Annotated in this window: 15 protein-coding genes; 5 read left to right on the forward strand and 10 right to left on the reverse strand. The window is 73.2% G+C overall.

All coding sequences use genetic code 11. The features are described 5' to 3' along the window. The first annotated feature begins 40 nt into the window (after positions 1-40). Entirely contained in the window at positions 41-1,003 is a 963-nt protein-coding gene (locus ABZ659_RS17850) for a helix-turn-helix domain-containing GNAT family N-acetyltransferase (protein WP_360220277.1), read from the forward strand. A gap of 23 nt (positions 1,004-1,026) precedes the next feature. Here ABZ659_RS17850 and ABZ659_RS17855 read toward each other — a convergent pair whose 3' ends face one another. The 4 genes from ABZ659_RS17855 to ABZ659_RS17870 form a co-directional block, all read right to left on the reverse strand. Continuing rightward, entirely contained in the window at positions 1,027-2,016 is a 990-nt protein-coding gene (locus ABZ659_RS17855) for a malate dehydrogenase (protein ID WP_360220280.1), read from the reverse strand. A 358-nt stretch (positions 2,017-2,374) separates the two neighbouring features. Beyond that, positions 2,375-3,523, reverse strand: a complete 1,149-nt coding sequence (locus tag ABZ659_RS17860) for a DUF2690 domain-containing protein (RefSeq protein WP_360220283.1) — start codon at positions 3,521-3,523, stop codon at positions 2,375-2,377. Between the two features lie 644 nt (positions 3,524-4,167). Continuing rightward, the gene (locus ABZ659_RS17865; protein ID WP_360220286.1) at positions 4,168-4,809 is read right to left on the reverse strand and encodes a DUF3017 domain-containing protein; all 642 of its coding nucleotides are present in this window, start codon (positions 4,807-4,809) and stop codon (positions 4,168-4,170) included. Beyond that, positions 4,799-5,653: a bifunctional methylenetetrahydrofolate dehydrogenase/methenyltetrahydrofolate cyclohydrolase gene (locus ABZ659_RS17870; protein ID WP_360220289.1), complete on the reverse strand. Its 855-nt coding sequence runs from the start codon at positions 5,651-5,653 to the stop codon at positions 4,799-4,801. The genes ABZ659_RS17865 and ABZ659_RS17870 overlap by 11 nt, the downstream gene beginning before the upstream one ends. Before the next feature lie 256 nt (positions 5,654-5,909). Between ABZ659_RS17870 and ABZ659_RS17875 the strand changes: the two genes are divergently transcribed. Continuing rightward, a complete protein-coding gene (locus ABZ659_RS17875) occupies positions 5,910-6,602 on the forward strand; it encodes an RDD family protein (RefSeq protein WP_360220292.1) in 693 nt (230 codons plus the stop codon). A gap of 60 nt (positions 6,603-6,662) precedes the next feature. Here the strand turns inward: ABZ659_RS17875 and ABZ659_RS17880 are convergent, their stop codons facing one another. Further along, entirely contained in the window at positions 6,663-7,658 is a 996-nt protein-coding gene (locus tag ABZ659_RS17880; protein WP_360220295.1) for a helix-turn-helix domain-containing protein, read from the reverse strand. A 307-nt stretch (positions 7,659-7,965) separates the two neighbouring features. Between ABZ659_RS17880 and ABZ659_RS17885 the strand changes: the two genes are divergently transcribed. Continuing rightward, the gene (locus ABZ659_RS17885; protein ID WP_360220299.1) at positions 7,966-8,703 is read left to right on the forward strand and encodes an FHA domain-containing protein; all 738 of its coding nucleotides are present in this window, start codon (positions 7,966-7,968) and stop codon (positions 8,701-8,703) included. Between the two features lie 21 nt (positions 8,704-8,724). Here ABZ659_RS17885 and purH read toward each other — a convergent pair whose 3' ends face one another. Then, positions 8,725-10,296, reverse strand: a complete 1,572-nt coding sequence (gene purH / locus ABZ659_RS17890) for a bifunctional phosphoribosylaminoimidazolecarboxamide formyltransferase/IMP cyclohydrolase (protein WP_360220302.1) — start codon at positions 10,294-10,296, stop codon at positions 8,725-8,727. Continuing rightward, positions 10,293-10,940 (reverse strand): phosphoribosylglycinamide formyltransferase, encoded by a 648-nt coding sequence (gene purN / locus ABZ659_RS17895; protein WP_360220305.1) that lies wholly within the window; start codon positions 10,938-10,940, stop codon positions 10,293-10,295. The genes purH and purN overlap by 4 nt, the downstream gene beginning before the upstream one ends. Before the next feature lie 256 nt (positions 10,941-11,196). On the opposite strand from purN, the gene ABZ659_RS17900 reads away from it, so the two are divergent. Then, positions 11,197-12,000: a hypothetical protein gene (locus tag ABZ659_RS17900; protein WP_360220308.1), complete on the forward strand. Its 804-nt coding sequence runs from the start codon at positions 11,197-11,199 to the stop codon at positions 11,998-12,000. A 12-nt stretch (positions 12,001-12,012) separates the two neighbouring features. On the opposite strand, the gene ABZ659_RS17905 is transcribed toward ABZ659_RS17900, so the two are convergent. Beyond that, positions 12,013-13,788 (reverse strand): DUF6350 family protein, encoded by a 1,776-nt coding sequence (locus ABZ659_RS17905; protein ID WP_360220542.1) that lies wholly within the window; start codon positions 13,786-13,788, stop codon positions 12,013-12,015. 174 nt (positions 13,789-13,962) lie between these two features. Here ABZ659_RS17905 and ABZ659_RS17910 point away from each other — a divergent pair, with 174 nt between their 5' ends. Next, positions 13,963-15,141, forward strand: a complete 1,179-nt coding sequence (locus ABZ659_RS17910) for a sigma factor-like helix-turn-helix DNA-binding protein (protein ID WP_360220311.1) — start codon at positions 13,963-13,965, stop codon at positions 15,139-15,141. A gap of 76 nt (positions 15,142-15,217) precedes the next feature. On the opposite strand, the gene sucD is transcribed toward ABZ659_RS17910, so the two are convergent. Both sucD and sucC read right to left on the reverse strand, forming a co-directional pair. Beyond that, on the reverse strand, positions 15,218-16,105 hold the full coding sequence (sucD, locus tag ABZ659_RS17915) for a succinate--CoA ligase subunit alpha (protein WP_360220314.1): 888 nt from the start codon (positions 16,103-16,105) through the stop codon (positions 15,218-15,220). 28 nt (positions 16,106-16,133) lie between these two features. Beyond that, complete coding sequence (gene sucC, locus ABZ659_RS17920; RefSeq protein ID WP_360220317.1) at positions 16,134-17,315, reverse strand: ADP-forming succinate--CoA ligase subunit beta; 1,182 nt, start codon at positions 17,313-17,315, stop codon at positions 16,134-16,136. Between the last annotated feature and the right edge of the window lie 49 nt (positions 17,316-17,364).

The following is a 17,364-nucleotide window of genomic DNA, read 5'->3' on the forward strand; positions in this document are numbered from 1 at the left end:
GACCTTCCGCTCCCTGGTTCCTTGACTAAAGTCAAGGACCATGGAGTCCTCCGCGCCCGGCCGTGCGCAGATCGCGGCCTTCCGCTGTTTCAACCGCTACCTCACCCGCCGCATCGGCGTCCTCGACGACCACTACCTCGGCCAGGACCGCCCGCTGGGCGAGGCCCGGCTGCTGTTCGAGATCGCCGGGGGTCCACAGGGCCAACAGGGCGTCTCCCTGCGCGAACTGCGCGCCCGGCTCGGCCTGGACGCCGGGTACCTGAGCCGGATGGCGAAGGCGCTCCAGGCGCAGGGCCTGGTCACCCTCGCCGCCGACCCCCGCGACCTGCGGCTGCGCACGGTCACGCTGACACCGGCCGGGCGGGCGGAGGTCGGGGAGCAGGACCGGCGCTCCGACGCCCTGGTGGCGGGCCTGCTGGCGGGGCTGACCCCGGCCCAGCGCGACCGGCTGACGGAGGCCATGGACACCGCCCGGCGGCTGCTGCGCCTCGCCGCGATCACCGTCCGCCCCGTCGACGCCGCCGACGCCGACGCCCGCGCCTGTCTGGACGCCTACGCCGCCGAGATCGACGCGCGGTTCCCCGAGGGCTTCGACCGGTCCGACCTGGTGCGGGCCGCGGAGGTGTCGGGCGCCGCGGGCGCCTTCCTCGTGGCGTACGAGGAGGGGGCGCCGGTCGGCTGCGGGGCGCTGCGGCTGCTGGCGGCCGACGTCGGCGAGATCAAGCACGTCTGGGTGGCGCCCACCGCCCGCCGTCTGGGCCTGGCCCGCCGGATCCTCGGGGAGCTGGAGCGGGAGGCGGGCGCCCGCGGCCTGGACGTCGTACGCCTCGACACGCACGCGACGCTGACCGAGGCGCGGGCGATGTACGCGGCGTGCGGGTACCGGGAGATCCCGGCGTACTCGGACCACGTCTACGGGGCGCACTGGTTCGAGAAGCGGCTCGCGCACGACGAGACCGCTCATGGCGAGACCCCGCCCCGGACGGACCGGGACGGGGCCTGAGAGGACCCTGCGCGCGGGAGGCGTCAGATGAGGCCGAGGCCGCGGACCGCCTCGCGCTCCTCCTCCAGCTCCTTGACGGAGGCGTCGATGCGGGCGCGGGAGAAGTCGTTGACCTCCAGGCCCTGGACGATCTCGTACTTGCCGCCCTCGCAGGTCACCGGGAAGGAGGAGATGAGCCCCTCCGGGACGCCGTAGGAACCGTCGGACGGGATGCCCATGGAGACCCAGTCGCCGTCGGCGGTGCCGTTGACCCAGGTGTGGATGTGGTCGATGGCGGCGTTGGCGGCGGACGCGGCCGACGAGGCGCCACGGGCCTCGATGATGGCGGCGCCGCGCTTGGCGACGGTCGGGATGAAGTCGTCGGCGAGCCACTTCTCGTCGTTGACGACCTCGGCGGCGTTCTTGCCCGCGACGGTGGCGTGGAAGATGTCCGGGTACTGGGTGGCGGAGTGGTTGCCCCAGATCGTCAGCTTCCTGATCTCGGAGACCGGGACGCCCGTCTTCTTCGCCAGCTGGGTCAGGGCGCGGTTGTGGTCCAGGCGCGTCATCGCCGTGAACCGCTCCGCCGGTACGTCCGGGGCGGCGGCCTGCGCGATCAGCGCGTTGGTGTTGGCCGGGTTGCCGACGACCAGGACGCGGACGTCGTCGGCGGCGTGGGCGTTGATGGCCTGGCCCTGCGGCTTGAAGATGCCGCCGTTGGCCTCCAGCAGGTCGCCGCGCTCCATGCCCTTGGTGCGGGGGCGGGCGCCGACGAGGAGGGCGACGTTGGCGCCGTCGAAGGCCACGTTCGGGTCGTCGCTGATGTCGATGGACTGGAGCAGCGGGAACGCGCAGTCGTCCAGTTCCATCGCGGTGCCCTCGGCGGCCTTCAGGGCCGGGGTGATCTCCAGGAGGCGCAGGCGGACCGGCACGTCCGCGCCGAGCAGCTGGCCGGAGGCGATGCGGAAGAGCAGGGCGTAACCGATCTGGCCGGCCGCGCCGGTGACGGTGACGTTCACGGGAGTGCGGGTCATGGCGTTCTCCGTATGACAGCTGGCGGTGGGGCGTCCCTGCCCCGGTATCCGGATGATCGATCTCTTGGCGTCAAGAGATCTCTCGGCGGTCAGGCTACCGCGCCTCCGCCATCCCGCACGGCCGCCCCGGTGTGGCCCGTCCCACAGAGGGCGTACCCCCGCGGGAAAGGGGCGGCGGCCGCTCGTCCGGGAGAGGAAAGACGAGAACGGCCGCCTGTGGGGGTACCGACTCCGCCGGACTCCCGTGGGGGGTACGGTTCGCGTGCCCGCGATGGGCGGGGCCATGCCTGCCGCGGCCCGGGTTTTCCCACCGCCCGCCCGCGGGCCTGCGGGCCCACTGGGTGCGGCGGTTGTGGGCTTACCGCGTGCAGCCCGCCTCACCCGAGGCCAGCGTCGCGCACACCACCGCGTCGGCGGCCTTCCGGACGGCGACCATCGGGGTGTACGCGTCGGTGTCCCCGGCCACCGTGACGGACCCGTCCTGCGTGGCGCCGCCCGCGGTCACCCGCACGGCGTCGCCCGGCACGGCCTGGCTGATACGGCCCCACGCGGCACCGCAGGTCTCGCTGTACCGCACCTCCACCACCGTGGTGCCCACGGTGACGGTCCGGGCGGTCGCGGCCAGGTCGCCGCCGCACCCCGTCTCCTCCGCGTCCTTGCCGGTGCAGCCCTCCCCGACGCACCGCACGCCGGGCGGCAGCTTGACCTCGGCGGTGGCGGTGGGGGTGGGCGAGGGGGCGGAAGCGGCCCCGTCGGAGTCGCCGCCACGGCTGGCGAGCAGATAGGCGGCGACGGCCACGCCCAGCACGCCGACGCCGCTGGCGAGGACGAGACCGAGGCGCCGCCCCCTGCCCGAGCCAGGGCGCCGGGCCGCCGCGGGGGTGCCGCCCGGCGGAGGGCCGAACGCCCCCGGCGTCGGCACCGGCGTCGGCGCGGTCGCGGGAGTCGACACCGGCACCTTCCTGCGCGGGCCCATCGGAGCCGGTCCGGTGTACCCGGCGACGCCCCAGGAGTTGGGGCGGCTCGGGGCCGCGTCCGCGTCGGGGGCGGTGGGCTGGGCCGGGACCGTCGGGACGACGCCCGCGGGCCGCCCCGCGATCCCGGGGGTGGCCGTCGCGTGGCCGCCCTTGCGGGCCGACTTGTTCCCGGCGCCCGCCGGGGAGGGGCCGAACTCGCCGAGCGCGGCGCGCGCCTGCGAGATCTTCATGGCCTCCATGGTCAGGTCGCGACGCATCTCCGAACGGCTCCAGGCCCGTTCGGCCAGCTCCCACATGGTGGTGAGGTGCACGGGGTTGGTGCCGGTGACCTCGGCGAGGGCGACGACGGCGCCCTTCGGCGCGAGCGGCCGACCGCCCAGGTAACGCTCCCAGGACGTCTTGCTGTAGCCGGTCTGGTCGGCGACCGCCGCGACGCTCAGCCCGCTGCGGTCCACCAGTCGGCGCAGCTGGCTGGTGAACTCCCTGATCTGCGGATCGAGTTCCTCCGGCAGGTCCTTCCAACGAGGCATCGCTTCCCCCCTCTTCCCCCCGCTACGTGCTGGTTGTCGCCGCGCGGCCCCCGGCCCCCCGGGGAGGCGCGGGGTCAGGATCCCCGTTGCCGGGCCACGGGCCCACCCGCCCGCGCCAACCTGCCGATACGGCGACACCACGGACACACCCCGGTGACCTCGGGGGCACCGGTGGTCTCCCTGCCCCTGACGCGCAAGCGCGCCACGGTCGTTCCAGGGCGTTGTGGCAGGTCGCGGACACCGTAGCGGAACGGTCACTTCCGTGCCACAGCGCACGGACAGGCGTTGAACACCCCGCTCCGCTCACGGAAGTGTGGACCGCGGCGGCGGCCCGTCCCTTGGCCCGGGGGAGGGGACGGGTCGCCGCGTCCGCGCAGGGCCCGGCGTGCGACGTTCGCCCCGTGGCGACGCCCGGCACGCCGCGAGCCTGCACCGGACGCCGCTCCCTGACGGGCAGACGTCGCCCGCCGCGGCCCTAGTGCCGTGACCGGAAAGGTTTGCCGAGAGGCTCGCGGCGTCCGGTGCGGTGCATCGCAAGGCGGAGCATCGCCCGCGTACTGGATGTACTCGGGTGATGCGACAACGCGGCGAGGTGCCGTGCCGGGCGCCGCGCCGCGAGCCGGTGAACCTTTCCGGTCACGGCACTAGCTGCTGACGGTGAAGTGCAGGGTGTCCTTGAGGAACGGGATCTCCAGCAGGGGGTTCGGCTGCACCATCATCGCCAGCAGGACGATCGTCAGGCCGAGGACGCCGTAGGTGGCGATGTCGGTGAAGCGGGAGCGCACCGCGAGCATTCCGACGCCGGGCAGCAGCCAGCGCAGGGCGGCGCCGCCGAGCAGGGCGACGCCGATCAGCATCGTCCCGTACCGGAACTGGTCCAGGGCGGTGAGCAGCAGGCCCGCGCCGACCACGCCCAGCACCAGCAGCGTCGGCCACTGCCGGGCGGGCGCCGGGGCGGCACCGGACGCGGCCCGGCCGCCGCCCTCGGGCCGGGCGGTGTCCCGGGTGAACAGCGGGAACCGCCGGGTGACCCGACGCGGCCTGCCCTCCGCGTCGGGGACGCTGATGGGGTCGCGGACGGTCAGCTCGGAGTCGTCGGCTTCAGCGGGGTCGGTGGCCCGGTGGGATCCGGCGGCCCCCGCAGACCCGCCCGACCCGTCGGCGCCCTGGGGCTCGTCCGGCCCTTCGGTCTCCCCGGGCCCGGCGGCACTCCCCGCTGCCTCGGCGGCTACGACGGCCTCGGCGCCGTCGGCCTCAGCCTTCGCCCCCGCCCTCTCAGCCGACACTGCGTTCCGCCGCCTCGACCACGTTGACCAGGAGCTGGGCCCGGGTCATCGGGCCCACGCCGCCGGGGTTGGGGGAGATCCACCCGGCGACCTCGGCGACGTCGGGGTGGACATCGCCGACGATCTTGCCCTCGGCACTGCGGGAGACCCCGACGTCGAGGACCGCGGCGCCCGGCTTGACGTCCTCGGCCCGCACCAGGTGGGCGGAGCCCGCCGCGGCGATGACGATGTCCGCGCGGCGCAGGTGCGAGGCGAGGTCCCGGGTGCCGGTGTGGCACTGCGTCACCGTGGCGTTCTCGCTGCGCCGGGTCAGCAGCAGCGGCATCGGGCGCCCGATGGTCACCCCCCGGCCGACGACCACGACCTCCGCGCCCTTGATCTCGACGCCGTGGCGGCGCAGCAGGGTGAGGATGCCGTTGGGGGTGCAGGGCAGCGGCGCGGGCTCGTTGAGGACCAGGCGGCCGAGGTTCATCGGGTGCAGGCCGTCGGCGTCCTTGTCGGGGTCCATCAGCTCCAGGACGCGGTTCTCGTCGATGCCGCGGGGCAGCGGGAGCTGGACGATGTAGCCGGTGCACGCCGGGTCCTCGTTCAGTTCGCGTACGACCGCCTCGATCTCCTCCTGCGTCGCCGTGCCCGGCAGTTCGCGCTGGATGGAGGCGATGCCGACCTGGGCGCAGTCGCGGTGCTTCCCGGCGACGTACTTCTGGCTGCCGGGGTCGTCCCCGACGAGGATGGTGCCGAGGCCGGGCGTGACGCCCTTCTCCTTCAGCGCCGCCACGCGGGCGGTCAGATCGGACTTGATCGCGGCTGCGGTGGCCTTGCCATCGAGAATCTGGGCAGTCATGCCCCCATCCTCGCGGATAACCGCCCCTGGGGACCAATCGCGCCCGTTGATCACCAAGCGATCAGGAGATTGCACTTGCACAACACAAACTGAATGCGACTGGACAAATTCAGGCAGCCTGAAGAACGATGAGCGGCGCAATACCGCGGTTCATGTTCGGGGGGCAAACCGCTCACATCGTGACCACTCGTGATGTTCGTGACGTTCCTCGTGTCGACCCGCGTCGTCCCCGCCCCTGCACGAAGGAATGTCGCCCATGAGTTTCGGCTCCCCCAACAACCCGTACGGCGAGCAGCCGCAGCAGCCGCAGCAGCCGGGGTACGGCTACCCGGGCCAGCAGCCGCCCGGCTACGGCTACCCGCAGGCCCCGGGCGTCCCCCCGCAGGGCGGCGGCTACGGCGGCTACCCGTCCTACCCGGCCGGCGCCCCCGGCGTCCCGGGCGGTATGCCCGGTATGCCGCGGGTGGCGTCGATGGGCCGCCGCTTCGGCGCCCGACTGCTGGACGGCGTCGCGTTCCTCGTCATCTACTTCGTCCTCGGCCTGCTCGGGCTCGCCGGCTCGGCGTCCGCCATCAACGACTGCGACCAGCCCACCGGCTCCGCCGCCTACGAGGCGTGCGTGGAAGACGGCTTCGGTGACCTCGTCGCCTCGATGATGGTGGTGTTCGTCATCATGGCGGCCATCGGCCTGCTCTACGAGTGGCTGCTCACCGCCCTGCTCGGCGGCACCCTCGGCAAGCTGGCCGTGGGCATCCGGGTGGTGAACGTCAACACCGGCCAGAAGATCGGCCTGGGCTCGTCGTTCATCCGCTGGATCATCCCGATCGTGGGCAGCTTCGCCTGCGGCATCGGGCAGTTGCTCGTCTACCTGTCCCCCTTCTGGGACAAGTCGGGCCGCCAGCAGGGCTGGCACGACAAGGCCGCGAGCACGATGGTCATCCAGAACTAGACCCACCGCCGGGGCCGTGTCCCACCCGCACCCGGGGGACACGGCCCTCACGCGTTCCCCTCAGCCCCGCTCCCCCGCCGCCCGCAGCACCGACGCCCCCGCGGGCGTCAGGGTGTGCAGCACCTGGGCCCCCTCGCGGACGCTGGTGATCAGGCCCGCGTCGCGCAGGGCGGTGGCGTGCCGGCTGGCCGAGGACGCCGACACCCCCGCGGCGCGGGCGAGTTCACCGGTCGTCGCACCGGAGGCGGCGGCGTGCAGGGCGGCGGCCCGGGTACGCCCGAGCAGCGCGACCAGGGACCTGCCGGAGCTGTCGGTGTCCGCCTGCGGCGAGCGGTGCTCGTCGAGCAGCGGGTACCACAGCACCGGCGGCAGCTCGGGATCCGCGAAGCTGACGGGCTGGCCCCAGGTGAAGTAGGAGGGGACGAGCGTCAGTCCACGGCCGTTGAGGTGCAGGTCCCGGTCCTCGGGGTAGCTGGCCTCCAGCACCGGGGGCCGCCACCGCATCCCGGACCCCTGCCCCAGGGAGGCCAGCAGCCCCTCCACCCCGCCGTCCAGCAGGGCCCGGCAGCGCGCCGCGCGTTCCGCGTCGACACGGGCCCGCACGTGGTCCTGGTAGGGCGCCACGACGGCCTCGTGGTAGTCGCGCAGCAGCCGTACGAACTCCTTGCGGGTGCCCAGGTCGGCGAGTTGGCCCACCCAGGCGGGGGCGCCCACGGCCTGGTCCAGCAGGGCCATCTCGTGCCGGATCCGGCGTCCGGGAGTGGCGAGGATCAGCTCCGCCCCGGCCTCGATGCTGCCGTCCGTGCCGACCGGCGTCAGGAAGTCCGGGAAGTACGTGGCCCTCGGGTAGAGCGGCAGCAGCACGTTCCGCACGGCGCGTTCCAGTCCCCTGCGGTGCAGTTGCAGCCGGGCGGAGCGGAACCATCCCGCGTACGCCCAACGGCCCTTGCGGGACTGGAACCGGTGCAGGCTCCCCGCGATCTCCCAGAGTGGGTCGGAGGTCGCGGCGAGCCGGGTTCTGGCAAGGTCGAGCTCACTGAAATGGATGCGCAGCACCTTGTTCCCCCGTTGAACTCAGCATTTGCACTCAGCCGCAACAGCATGGACCGGTAGCACGTCCGGGGGCAATTGTGAGACCGCACAGAGCCCCCCTCACACCCCCCACCCGAGGACCCCACCTTGGCCATCGACATTCCCCCGAGACCGGCGAGGGCGACGCAGCCCCGGAGCACCGTCACGGGCGTCACCTGAGCCCCGACGGACACCCGCTCCTCGTCGGCAACCAGTACCCAGGGGAACGTACCGCCCGCTGGGGCACGGCCACCATCGCGGTCCACCAGGCGTGAGAGAAGGCGCTTCAGCCATGTACAGCATCATCGTCGTACCACCGAAACATGCCGCCACCCACGACCACATCCACCTCACCAGCGGCGAACGGCTGCCCTTCGGCAGCGCGCGGACACCGGGAGGCCTGACCATCCCGCACCCGGGCGTGCTGCCCCGCGCGGGGGAGATCACCGCGAACGGCACCTACTGGTTACTGAGCAACCTCAGCGACGACCACACGTACGTCGTCGAGAACCCGGAGGGCGCGGGTGAGCACGTCAAGATCGCGCCGGGCCGGGTGGAGGCGCCGGTACCGTTCGAGTTCGGGCGGCTGGTGCTGCTGGCGGGCGGTGACCTGATACCGATCGACGTCTGGGCGCCCCGGCACACCTTCCGCAGCGCCGCCCGGCACGGGCTGACCAGCTCGCCCACGGCACCGGCGTTCAGCCTGGACCGCACGAAGCGCTACTTCGCCGTCCTGGTCGCCCTGTGCGAACCCCGCCTGCGCGGCGCGCCGCACGCTCCGCTGCCCGCCGTGGAGGAGTTGGTGGAGCGTCTGCGCCCGACGTGGCCGACGGTCAGCCGTACGGCGGTCCACTGGAACATCGACTACCTCGCCCTGAAGCTGCGGCTGCGCCCGGACCACGACCCCCTGGAGTCCGCCCGCCCGCACCACGGCAGGCGGGAGTCCCTGGTCTCCCTGGCCCTCCGCTTCAACCTGGCCCGCGAGGACGACCTCTCCGTCCTCACCGAGTACTGCGCCGGCCCCCGTTGACGGGGGCCGGCCGGTCCGCCGTCAGTGGAAGAAGTGCCGCGTCCCCGTGAAGTACATCGTGACGCCCGCCTTCTTCGCGGCCTCCACGACGAGTTCGTCACGGACCGAGCCGCCCGGCTGGACGACCGCCCTGACCCCGGCCCCGGTGAGGATCTCCAGGCCGTCCGGGAAGGGGAAGAACGCGTCGGAGGCCGCGTAGGCGCCCCGCGCGCGCTCGGCGCCCGCCCGCTCGACGGCGAGCCGCGCGGAGTCGACGCGGTTGACCTGGCCCATGCCGACGCCGACGGAGGCGCCGTCCTTGGCGAGCAGGATGGCGTTGGACTTCACCGCGCGGCACGCCTTCCAGGCGAACGCCAGCTCGGCCAACTCGTCGGCCCCCAGCGCCTCGCCGGTGGCGAGGGTCCAGTTCGCGGGGTCGTCGCCGCTGGCCTGGAGGCGGTCGGTGACCTGGAGGAGGGCGCCGCCGTCGACGGGCTTGACCTCGACCGGGTTGCCGGGGCCCTCGGGGCAGCGCAGGACGCGGAGGTTCTTCTTCTTGGTGAGGGCGTCGAGGGCGCCCTCCTCGTAGTCGGGCGCCACGATGACCTCGGTGAAGATCTCGGCGACCTGCTCGGCCATCTCCTTGCTGACCGGCCGGTTGACCGCGATCACGCCGCCGAACGCGGAGAGCGGGTCGCACGCGTGGGCCTTGCGGTGCGCCTCGGCGACGTCCGCGCCGACGGCGATCCCGCACGGGTTGGCGTGCTTGATGATCGCGACGCAGGGCTCACCGTGGTCGTACGCGGCACGGCGGGCGGCGTCCGTGTCCGTGTAGTTGTTGTACGACATCTCCTTGCCGTGCAGCTGCTCGGCCTGGGCGAGGCCGCCGGTGCCGTCGACGTAGAGCGCGGCGGGCTGGTGCGGGTTCTCGCCGTAGCGGAGGGTGTTGCTCCGCTCCCAGGTGGCGCCGAGGAAGTCGGGGAAGGAGGAGTCGTCCACGGGCGCGTACTCGCTGGCGAACCAGCCGGCCACCGCGACGTCGTACGCCGCCGTGTGCCGGAACGCCTCCGCGGCGAGACGCTTGCGGGTGGCGAGGTCGAAGCCGCCCGCGCGGACGGCCCCGAGCACGTCGGCGTACCGGTCGGGGCTGGTGACGACGGCGACGGACGGGTGGTTCTTCGCCGCGGCGCGGACCATCGACGGGCCGCCGATGTCGATCTGCTCCACGCACTCGTCGGGCGAGGCGCCCGAGGCGACGGTCTCCCGGAACGGGTAGAGGTTGACGACGACCAGGTCGAACGGCTCGACCTCAAGCTCCTTGAGCTGGCGCTGGTGCTCGGCCAGCCGCAGGTCGGCGAGGATGCCCGCGTGGACCCGGGGGTGCAGGGTCTTGACCCGGCCGTCCAGGCACTCGGGGAAGCCGGTCAGCTCCTCGACCTTGGTGACGGGGACACCGGCGGCGGCGATGCGGCCCGCGGTGGACCCGGTGGAGACCAGTTCCACGCCCGCCTCGTGCAGGCCGCGGGCGAGGTCTTCGAGGCCCGTCTTGTCGTAGACACTGACGAGCGCGCGCCGGATCGGCCGCTGGGTGCTCCCGTTGCTCTCGGCGGTCACTGGATAACTACCTTTCGTCCCTCAATGCGATAGCCGTTGCGGGCGAGCCGCCCCACGACCTCGACGAGCAGCCTTCGCTCGACTTCCTTGATGCGCTCGTGCAGAGCGGCACCCTCGTCCTGGTGGTCCTCGTCCCGGACCTCCACCACGCCCTGCGCGATGATCGGCCCGGTGTCGACGCCGTCGTCGACGAAGTGGACGGTGCAGCCGGTGACCTTGGCGCCGTACGCGAGCGCGTCACGGACGCCGTGGGCGCCGGGAAAACTGGGCAGCAGGGCCGGGTGCGTGTTGACGAACCGCCCCCCGAACCGGGCCAGGAACTCCTTGCCGACGATCTTCATGAACCCCGCGGAGACCACGAGGTCGGGTGCGTGCGCCGCGACCGCGTCGGTGAGGGCGGCGTCCCACTCGTCCCGGGTGGCGAAGTCCCTGACCCGGCACACGAAGGTCGGCAGCCCCGCGCGTTCGGCCCGCGCGAGCCCTTCGATGCCGTCGCGGTCGGCGCCTACGGCCACGATCTCGGCGCCGTAGGCGTCGGCACCGGTGGTGGCGATGGCGTCGAGCAGCGCCTGGAGGTTGGTGCCGGATCCGGAGACCAGCACGACGAGGCGCCTGGCACTCCTGGCCACGGGCTTGGCGGCCACGCTGGGGCCCTTTCTCGGGGAAGCGTTTTTGTATAGTCGTACGAATGCTTCGCGCCCCTCGATACGGGGAAGTGTACGAAGCGGCCGACCGTCAGCAACGATACCGGCACACCGGGCGGCCCCCACGGGACGGGGGCGTGGCCGGAAGGTAGCGTCTGGGAGGAGTGGGTTCGGGAACGTGGCCGGGGGTCGGCGCGTTCTCCTGGTGACAGCTCACCGCAGACAGCCGTATCGCCTAAGGGAAGACGCTCATTTGATGCCGGACCGCAGCCCGCGACTCCTCACGCTCCCCCCGCAGTCGGTGCCGGGAGGGGCGCGCAGCGGCGTGGTGGCGCTGCGGGAGCGCCCCGCCTCGCCGCCCGACGCGTCCGAGGGTGACCAGCGGGGTGACCAGCGCGGGGCTGGTCAGGACGACAACCCCTTCGCGCCGCCGCCGGAGGGCACGCCCGACCGGCCCTGGCAGCCGCGTCGGCCGACCGGTTCCGACGAGGGCTCCGACGAGTCCGGGGACTCCGAGCGCGGCGGTCGCTCTCCGTGGGGCAGCCGCTGGAGCGACCGGCAGCCCGGCCGCTCCCAGGGCGGCGGGTTCGGCGAGCGGCCCGGCAGCTCCCCCGAGGGCTCCGGCGGCAACGGCCCGGGCCCGGGCAACATGCGCTGGGACCCGACCGACCCGGCCCAGCGCCGTGCGCGGTACTCGCTGCTGGGCGGTATGTGGGCCTTCTTCTTCGCCCTCTTCAGCTGGCCGTACGCGGCGCTGCTGCTGGGCGCGCTCGCCCTGTACTGGGGCATCAGCGCCCTGCGCGCCAGGCCGCGCAACGCCGACCCGGACGCCCCGGCCGCCGGGACGCCGGCCCCGGGCCGTCCGCAGTCCGCCGCGGCGATCAGCGGCCTGGTCACGGCGTCGCTGGCGCTGGCCCTGGTCGCGGCGTCCTTCACCGCCCAACTCGTCTACCGCGACTACTACACCTGCCGCAGCGACGCCCTCACCAACGAGGCCCGCCAGGCGTGCAGCAAGCTGCTGCCGGAGGAGTTGCGGGGGGTGTTGGGCACGGAGGGCTGAGCCGGTCCCTGTTCACGGGGTCAGTGGGGGGTCGGGTCGCTCGGGATCGGGGTGGGCGTGCTTCCGGGCGAAGCCGAACCAGGCGGCGAGGGCGGCGGTGCGGCTCGTCCTGGGGGTGGCCTCGGCGGCCTCCTCGTCCTGACTCCGGGCCTGATCCCGCTCCTTCTCCTGCCCGTCCGCCGCGGGTGTTCCGGCCACGCTCCGGCGCCGCCAGCGCTTGCGGCCGGGCGCCGTGTCGTCCGCCCGCACGGCGTCGGACGGCTCGCTCCGCCCCTCCTCAGCCTCCGTCGGCTGCCGCCGCACACGCCAACGCCGTCGCTCCTGGGACTCCGTAGGCGTCCTCTGGGACGGTTGGGGCCCCTTGGGCTCCTTGGGCTCCTTGGGCTCCTTCGGTTTCTTTGGTTTCTTGGACTCCTGGGGTTCCTTCGACTTCTTTGGTTTCTTGGACTCCTTTGGTCTCTTGGACTCCTGGGGTTTCTTGGGCTCCTGGGGTTCCCGGGGCTCAGCCACCGCCGGTGAGGGCGGCGCCGGGGCCTTCTTGGGCTCGCGGCAGCGCCAGGCCCGTACCCCCGCCGCCACCGGTGCCGCCACCGCGGCCGTCCACAGCAGGGTCGCGGCGCCCACCTGCCACCACACGGGGCCGAAACGGGCCAGGGCGGCCACGCCCAGGGGGCCGCCCGCGAAGGCGGCGAGGGCGGACATGCCGGTCGCGCAGAGCAGCGCGGCCAGGACGGTGGCGGTCACGGTCCGGCCGGGCCGCCAGGCGGCCGTGCGGTCACCGCCACGCGGGGCGGCCACCCCCGCCACGAACCACCCCACCGTCATCCCGCTCAGCACCGGTACCGCCAGCACCGCCCACCGCAACGGCGTCCCAGCCCCCTCCCCCGGTACCGCCGCCAGCAGCGGGAACGGCGGCAGCAGGGGGGCCGGGGCGGCGGCCAGCGGGCTGGTGACCCGGCCGACGCCGAGACAGAACCCGGGGCCGAGGGCGTAGGCGGCGCCCCACACGGCCGCGTTCGGCACCAGCGCGAGACAGAGCAGCAGCACCGCGAACCGGCCGGACAGGCCCTCCGTCAGCTGGAGGAACGCCGTCCGCGTCGCCCCGCCGTGCCACACCAGCGACACCGCCACCAGCAGCGCCCCGCCGCCGCCGTACGCCACGATGCCGGCGCCCGCGCCCCGCACCGCCGCCGCGAACCGCTCGCGCGCCGCCGCGCCGAGAAGCCGCCGCCGTACCCGGCGCGGCACCCGCGCCAGCACGCCGTCCACGGGGTGCCGGGGGCGGCCGTACGCCGTCCACACCCCGGACGCCGCCGCACCCATGGCGAGCAGCGGCAGCAGGGCGACGGTCCACCGCCACGAGGGCCGCAGGTCGCCGCCCACCGCGTAGAGCAGGGCGGCGCCGCCGACGGTGAGGTAGCCGAGGACGACGCCCGCCCACGCCGTACCGCCGGAGACCGGCACGGCGGGGGCGCCCTCGTCGTCGCCGTCCACCGCGTCCCGTGCCGCCCGGTGCACCAGCCACACCGGCAGCGCCAGCAGCAGCAGCGGGGTGACGCCGACCGGGGCGGGCACGCCGGAGAGGGTGTCGACGCGGACCAGGTCGGCGCCGTGCGCCAGCAGCCACAGCGCGGCGGCGACGTGCAGCGCCGCGCCGGGTCCGCTGTCGGGATACGGCGAGGTGATCCACAGCACCGTGGCCAGCACCGCGAAGAGCCCCAGCCCCAGCCCCGCCGCGACCGCGCCGCCCACGAGACCGGCGACCAGCCCGGACGGCCGTCGGCTCATCCGGGCGAGCAGCGGTGGCAGGGGGGTGCGGAGGGGCGGGGACGGGGGGTGTTCGGGGGTCGGGATCACGTTCGCCATGCTGCCAACGACACGCGCCTTTCCGTCGTAACAAGCGAACCTCCGACGTGTCACTCAATATGTGTTTATGTACTTTTTCGTACGAAAGGGTTCCCGGTGACGCAGAGCCCCGCCACCCCGCTCCCACCTCCCAAGGAACGCCGACGCCTGCGCGACGCGGCGGGGTTGACACAGGCTCAGCTCGCGGCTCGGGTGGGGGTCAGCCGTGCGACGGTACGGGCGTGGGAGACCGGCCGCACTACTCCGCTCGGCCGCAGGCGGGAGGCGTACGCGAGGCTGCTGGCGGAGTTCGACGCCACGGCGTCCCGGCACCGGACGGCCCCGGGCGAGGACCAGGACCTGGACCCGGCGCCGGTGCCAGCGCCCGCGGCGGCGGTGAGCCTGGAGAAGGAGCACACCCGCGCGAACACCACCGCCCAGGCCTCGGAGCCGACCCTCACCCCTGCCCCGACCCCCCGGGCCGTTCCGGACCCGACCCCGCTGACCGCCGCCCAGGCCTTCGACGCCCTCTACGCCTTCTGCGCCCCCGCCCTCGTACGCCAGACCTACCTGCTCACCGGGCGCCGGGAACTGGCCCGGGAGTCGGTCGAGCGGGCCTTCCAGCAGGCGTGGGACCGCTGGCCCGAGGTGGCCGTCGACCGGGACCCGGCGGGCTGGGTACGGGCGGCGGCGTACGAGTACGCCCTCTCGCCCTGGCACCGCTTCCGCCCCCGCTACCGGCACCCCGAACCCCCGCCCGCCAGCCCTTCCCACCGGGCCCTGCTGGACGTCCTCATGGACCTCCCCCCGTCCTACCGCCGCACCCTCCTCCTCTACGACGGTGTCGGCCTCGACCTGCCCGAGACGGCGGCGGAGACGGAGGCGAGCACCAGGGCGGCGGCGAGCCGTCTGCTGCGCGCCCGCGAGGCCGTGACCACCCGGCTCCCGGACCTCGCCGACCCGCCCACCCTCCACCGCCGCCTCGCCGAACTGGCCTCCACGGAACGCCTGCGCGCCGCGAGACCCCCCACCGTCCGCGCCTCCAGCGAACGCCGCGCCCGCTTCTGGACCCGCGCCGCCATCGCCTTCACCATCACCCTCATCAGCGCCACCACCCTCTCCCTCCGCACGGCCCCGACCCGGTACGAGCCACCGGTGCCGCCGGGGGAGACGGTCCAGGGGGTACCACCGCGCTCGGCTCCCGGCCCGCTGTCGGAGGAGGCGCTGGAACTCCGGGAGGCGTTGCGGGGCGCGGCGGAGAGCGGCCCGGAGAGACTGCTGCCGACGCCGGGCTAGCCCGCGCGCGGGAGCGGAGACGCCGGTGGGCCCGCACCCACGCCGGGTACGGGCCCACAGGAGTCGAGGCAGTCGATCAGCTCGCGCTCAGGATCTCCCGCGCCAGCTTCGCCGTCTCGGTCGGCGTCTTGCCGACCTTGACGCCCGCCGCCTCCAGCGCTTCCTTCTTCGCCTGGGCGGTGCCGGACGAGCCGGAGACGATGGCACCGGCGTGGCCCATGGTCTTGCCCTCGGGCGCGGTGAAACCGGCGACGTAGCCGACGACCGGCTTGGTCACGTTCTTCGCGATGAAGTCGGCGGCCCGCTCCTCGGCGTCGCCACCGATCTCGCCGATCATCACGATCAGGTCGGTGTCCGCGTCGGCCTCGAACGCGGCGAGCGCGTCGATGTGCGTCGTGCCGATGATCGGGTCACCGCCGATGCCGACGGCGGTCGAGAAGCCGATGTCGCGCAGCTCGTACATCATCTGGTACGTCAGCGTGCCGGACTTCGAGACCAGACCGATGCGGCCCGGCTTGGTGATGTCGCCGGGGATGATGCCGACGTTGGACTGACCGGGCGTGATGATGCCGGGGCAGTTCGGACCGATGATGCGGGTCTTGTTGCCCTTCTTGCCCGCGTACGCCCAGAACGCGGCCGTGTCGTGCACGGCGATGCCCTCGGTGATCACGACGGCCAGCGGGATCTCGGCGTCGATCGCCTCGACGACGGCGTCCTTGGTGAACTTCTCCGGTACGAAGATCACGGAGACGTTGGCGCCGGTCTTCTCGATGGCCTCGGCGACCGTCCCGAAGACGGGTACCTCGGTGCCTTCGAAGTCCACGGTCTGCCCCGCCTTGCGCGGGTTCACGCCGCCCACGACGTTGGTGCCGTCACCGAGCATGAGCCTGGTGTGCTTCATGCCCGTGGCGCCCGTCATGCCCTGGACGATGACCTTGCTGTCCTTGTTGAGCCAGATAGCCATGGTGTGTTGGTGTCCTCGTCCTGAGTGCTTACTTGGCGGCGTGGGCCAGCTCGGCGGCCTTGTCGGCCGCGCCGTCCATGGTGTCGACGCGCTGGACCAGCGGGTGGTTGGCGTCGGTGAGGATCTTCCGGCCCAGCTCGGCGTTGTTGCCGTCGAGGCGGACGACCAGCGGCTTGGTGACCTCCTCGCCGCGCTCCTGGAGCAGCTGCAGGGCCTGGACGATGCCGTTGGCGACCTCGTCACAGGCGGTGATGCCACCGAAGACGTTGACGAAGACGGACTTGACGTCCGGGTCGCCGAGGATGATCTCCAGGCCGTTCGCCATCACCTGGGCGGAGGCGCCGCCACCGATGTCCAGGAAGTTGGCGGGCTTGACGTTGCCGTGCGCCTCACCGGCGTACGCGACGACGTCCAGGGTCGACATGACCAGACCCGCGCCGTTGCCGATGATGCCGACCTCGCCGTCGAGCTTGACGTAGTTGAGGTTCTTCTCCTTGGCGGCGGCCTCCAGCGGGTTGGCCGCGGCCTTGTCGTGGAGCTCCTCGAAGTCGGGGTGGCGGAACTCGGCGTTGTCGTCGAGCGACACCTTGCCGTCGAGGGCGATGACCTCGCCGCCGGCGACCTTGGCCAGCGGGTTCACCTCGACCAGGAGGGCGTCCTCCTTGATGAAGGTGTCCCACAGCTTGACCAGGACGTTGACGACCTTGTCCGCGACCTCGGCCGGGAACTTGGCGGCCTCGACGATCTCGCGGGCCTTGGCCTCGTCCACCCCGTCGATCGGGTCGATCGGCGTCTTGGCGACGGCCTCCGGACGGGTGGCCGCCACCTCCTCGATCTCCACGCCGCCCTCGACGGAGGCGATGGAGAGGAAGGTGCGGTTGGCACGGTCGAGGAGGAAGGAGACGTAGTACTCCTCGACGATCTCCGGCGCGGTCTCGGCGATCATGACCTTGTGGACCGTGTGGCCCTTGATGTCCATGCCGAGGATGTCCGTCGCCCGCGCGACGGCCTCGTCCGCGCTGGCGGCCAGCTTCACACCGCCCGCCTTGCCACGACCACCGACCTTCACCTGCGCCTTGACGACGGACTTGCCGCCCAGACGCTCGGTGATCTCGCGCGCCGCCTCAGGCGTGTCGATGACTTCACCGGCCAGCACCGGTACATCGTGCTTGGCGAAGAGGTCCCTCGCCTGGTACTCGAACAGGTCCACGCGCTTCCGTCCCTATCAGTGATCTCGCGGTTCGTTGGATGCGTGGGCG

Source organism: Streptomyces sp. NPDC006997 (assembly GCF_040635175.1).
In the GTDB taxonomy this organism is placed as follows: Bacteria; Actinomycetota; Actinomycetes; order Streptomycetales; family Streptomycetaceae; genus Streptomyces.

What these genes read in the sequence shown, in the direction of transcription:
- sucD (WP_360220314.1), bottom strand. Translation starts at nt 16,105, where the DNA reads ATGGCTATCTGGCTCAACAAGGACAGCAAGGTCATCGTCCAGGGCATG.
- ABZ659_RS17855 (WP_360220280.1), bottom strand. Translation starts at nt 2,016, where the DNA reads ATGACCCGCACTCCCGTGAACGTCACCGTCACCGGCGCGGCCGGCCAG.
- ABZ659_RS17850 (WP_360220277.1), top strand. Translation starts at nt 41, where the DNA reads ATGGAGTCCTCCGCGCCCGGCCGTGCGCAGATCGCGGCCTTCCGCTGT.
- ABZ659_RS17905 (WP_360220542.1), bottom strand. Translation starts at nt 13,788, where the DNA reads ATGAGCCGACGGCCGTCCGGGCTGGTCGCCGGTCTCGTGGGCGGCGCG.
- ABZ659_RS17900 (WP_360220308.1), top strand. Translation starts at nt 11,197, where the DNA reads ATGCCGGACCGCAGCCCGCGACTCCTCACGCTCCCCCCGCAGTCGGTG.
- ABZ659_RS17885 (WP_360220299.1), top strand. Translation starts at nt 7,966, where the DNA reads ATGTACAGCATCATCGTCGTACCACCGAAACATGCCGCCACCCACGAC.
- ABZ659_RS17875 (WP_360220292.1), top strand. Translation starts at nt 5,910, where the DNA reads ATGAGTTTCGGCTCCCCCAACAACCCGTACGGCGAGCAGCCGCAGCAG.
- ABZ659_RS17860 (WP_360220283.1), bottom strand. Translation starts at nt 3,523, where the DNA reads ATGCCTCGTTGGAAGGACCTGCCGGAGGAACTCGATCCGCAGATCAGG.
- ABZ659_RS17870 (WP_360220289.1), bottom strand. Translation starts at nt 5,653, where the DNA reads ATGACTGCCCAGATTCTCGATGGCAAGGCCACCGCAGCCGCGATCAAG.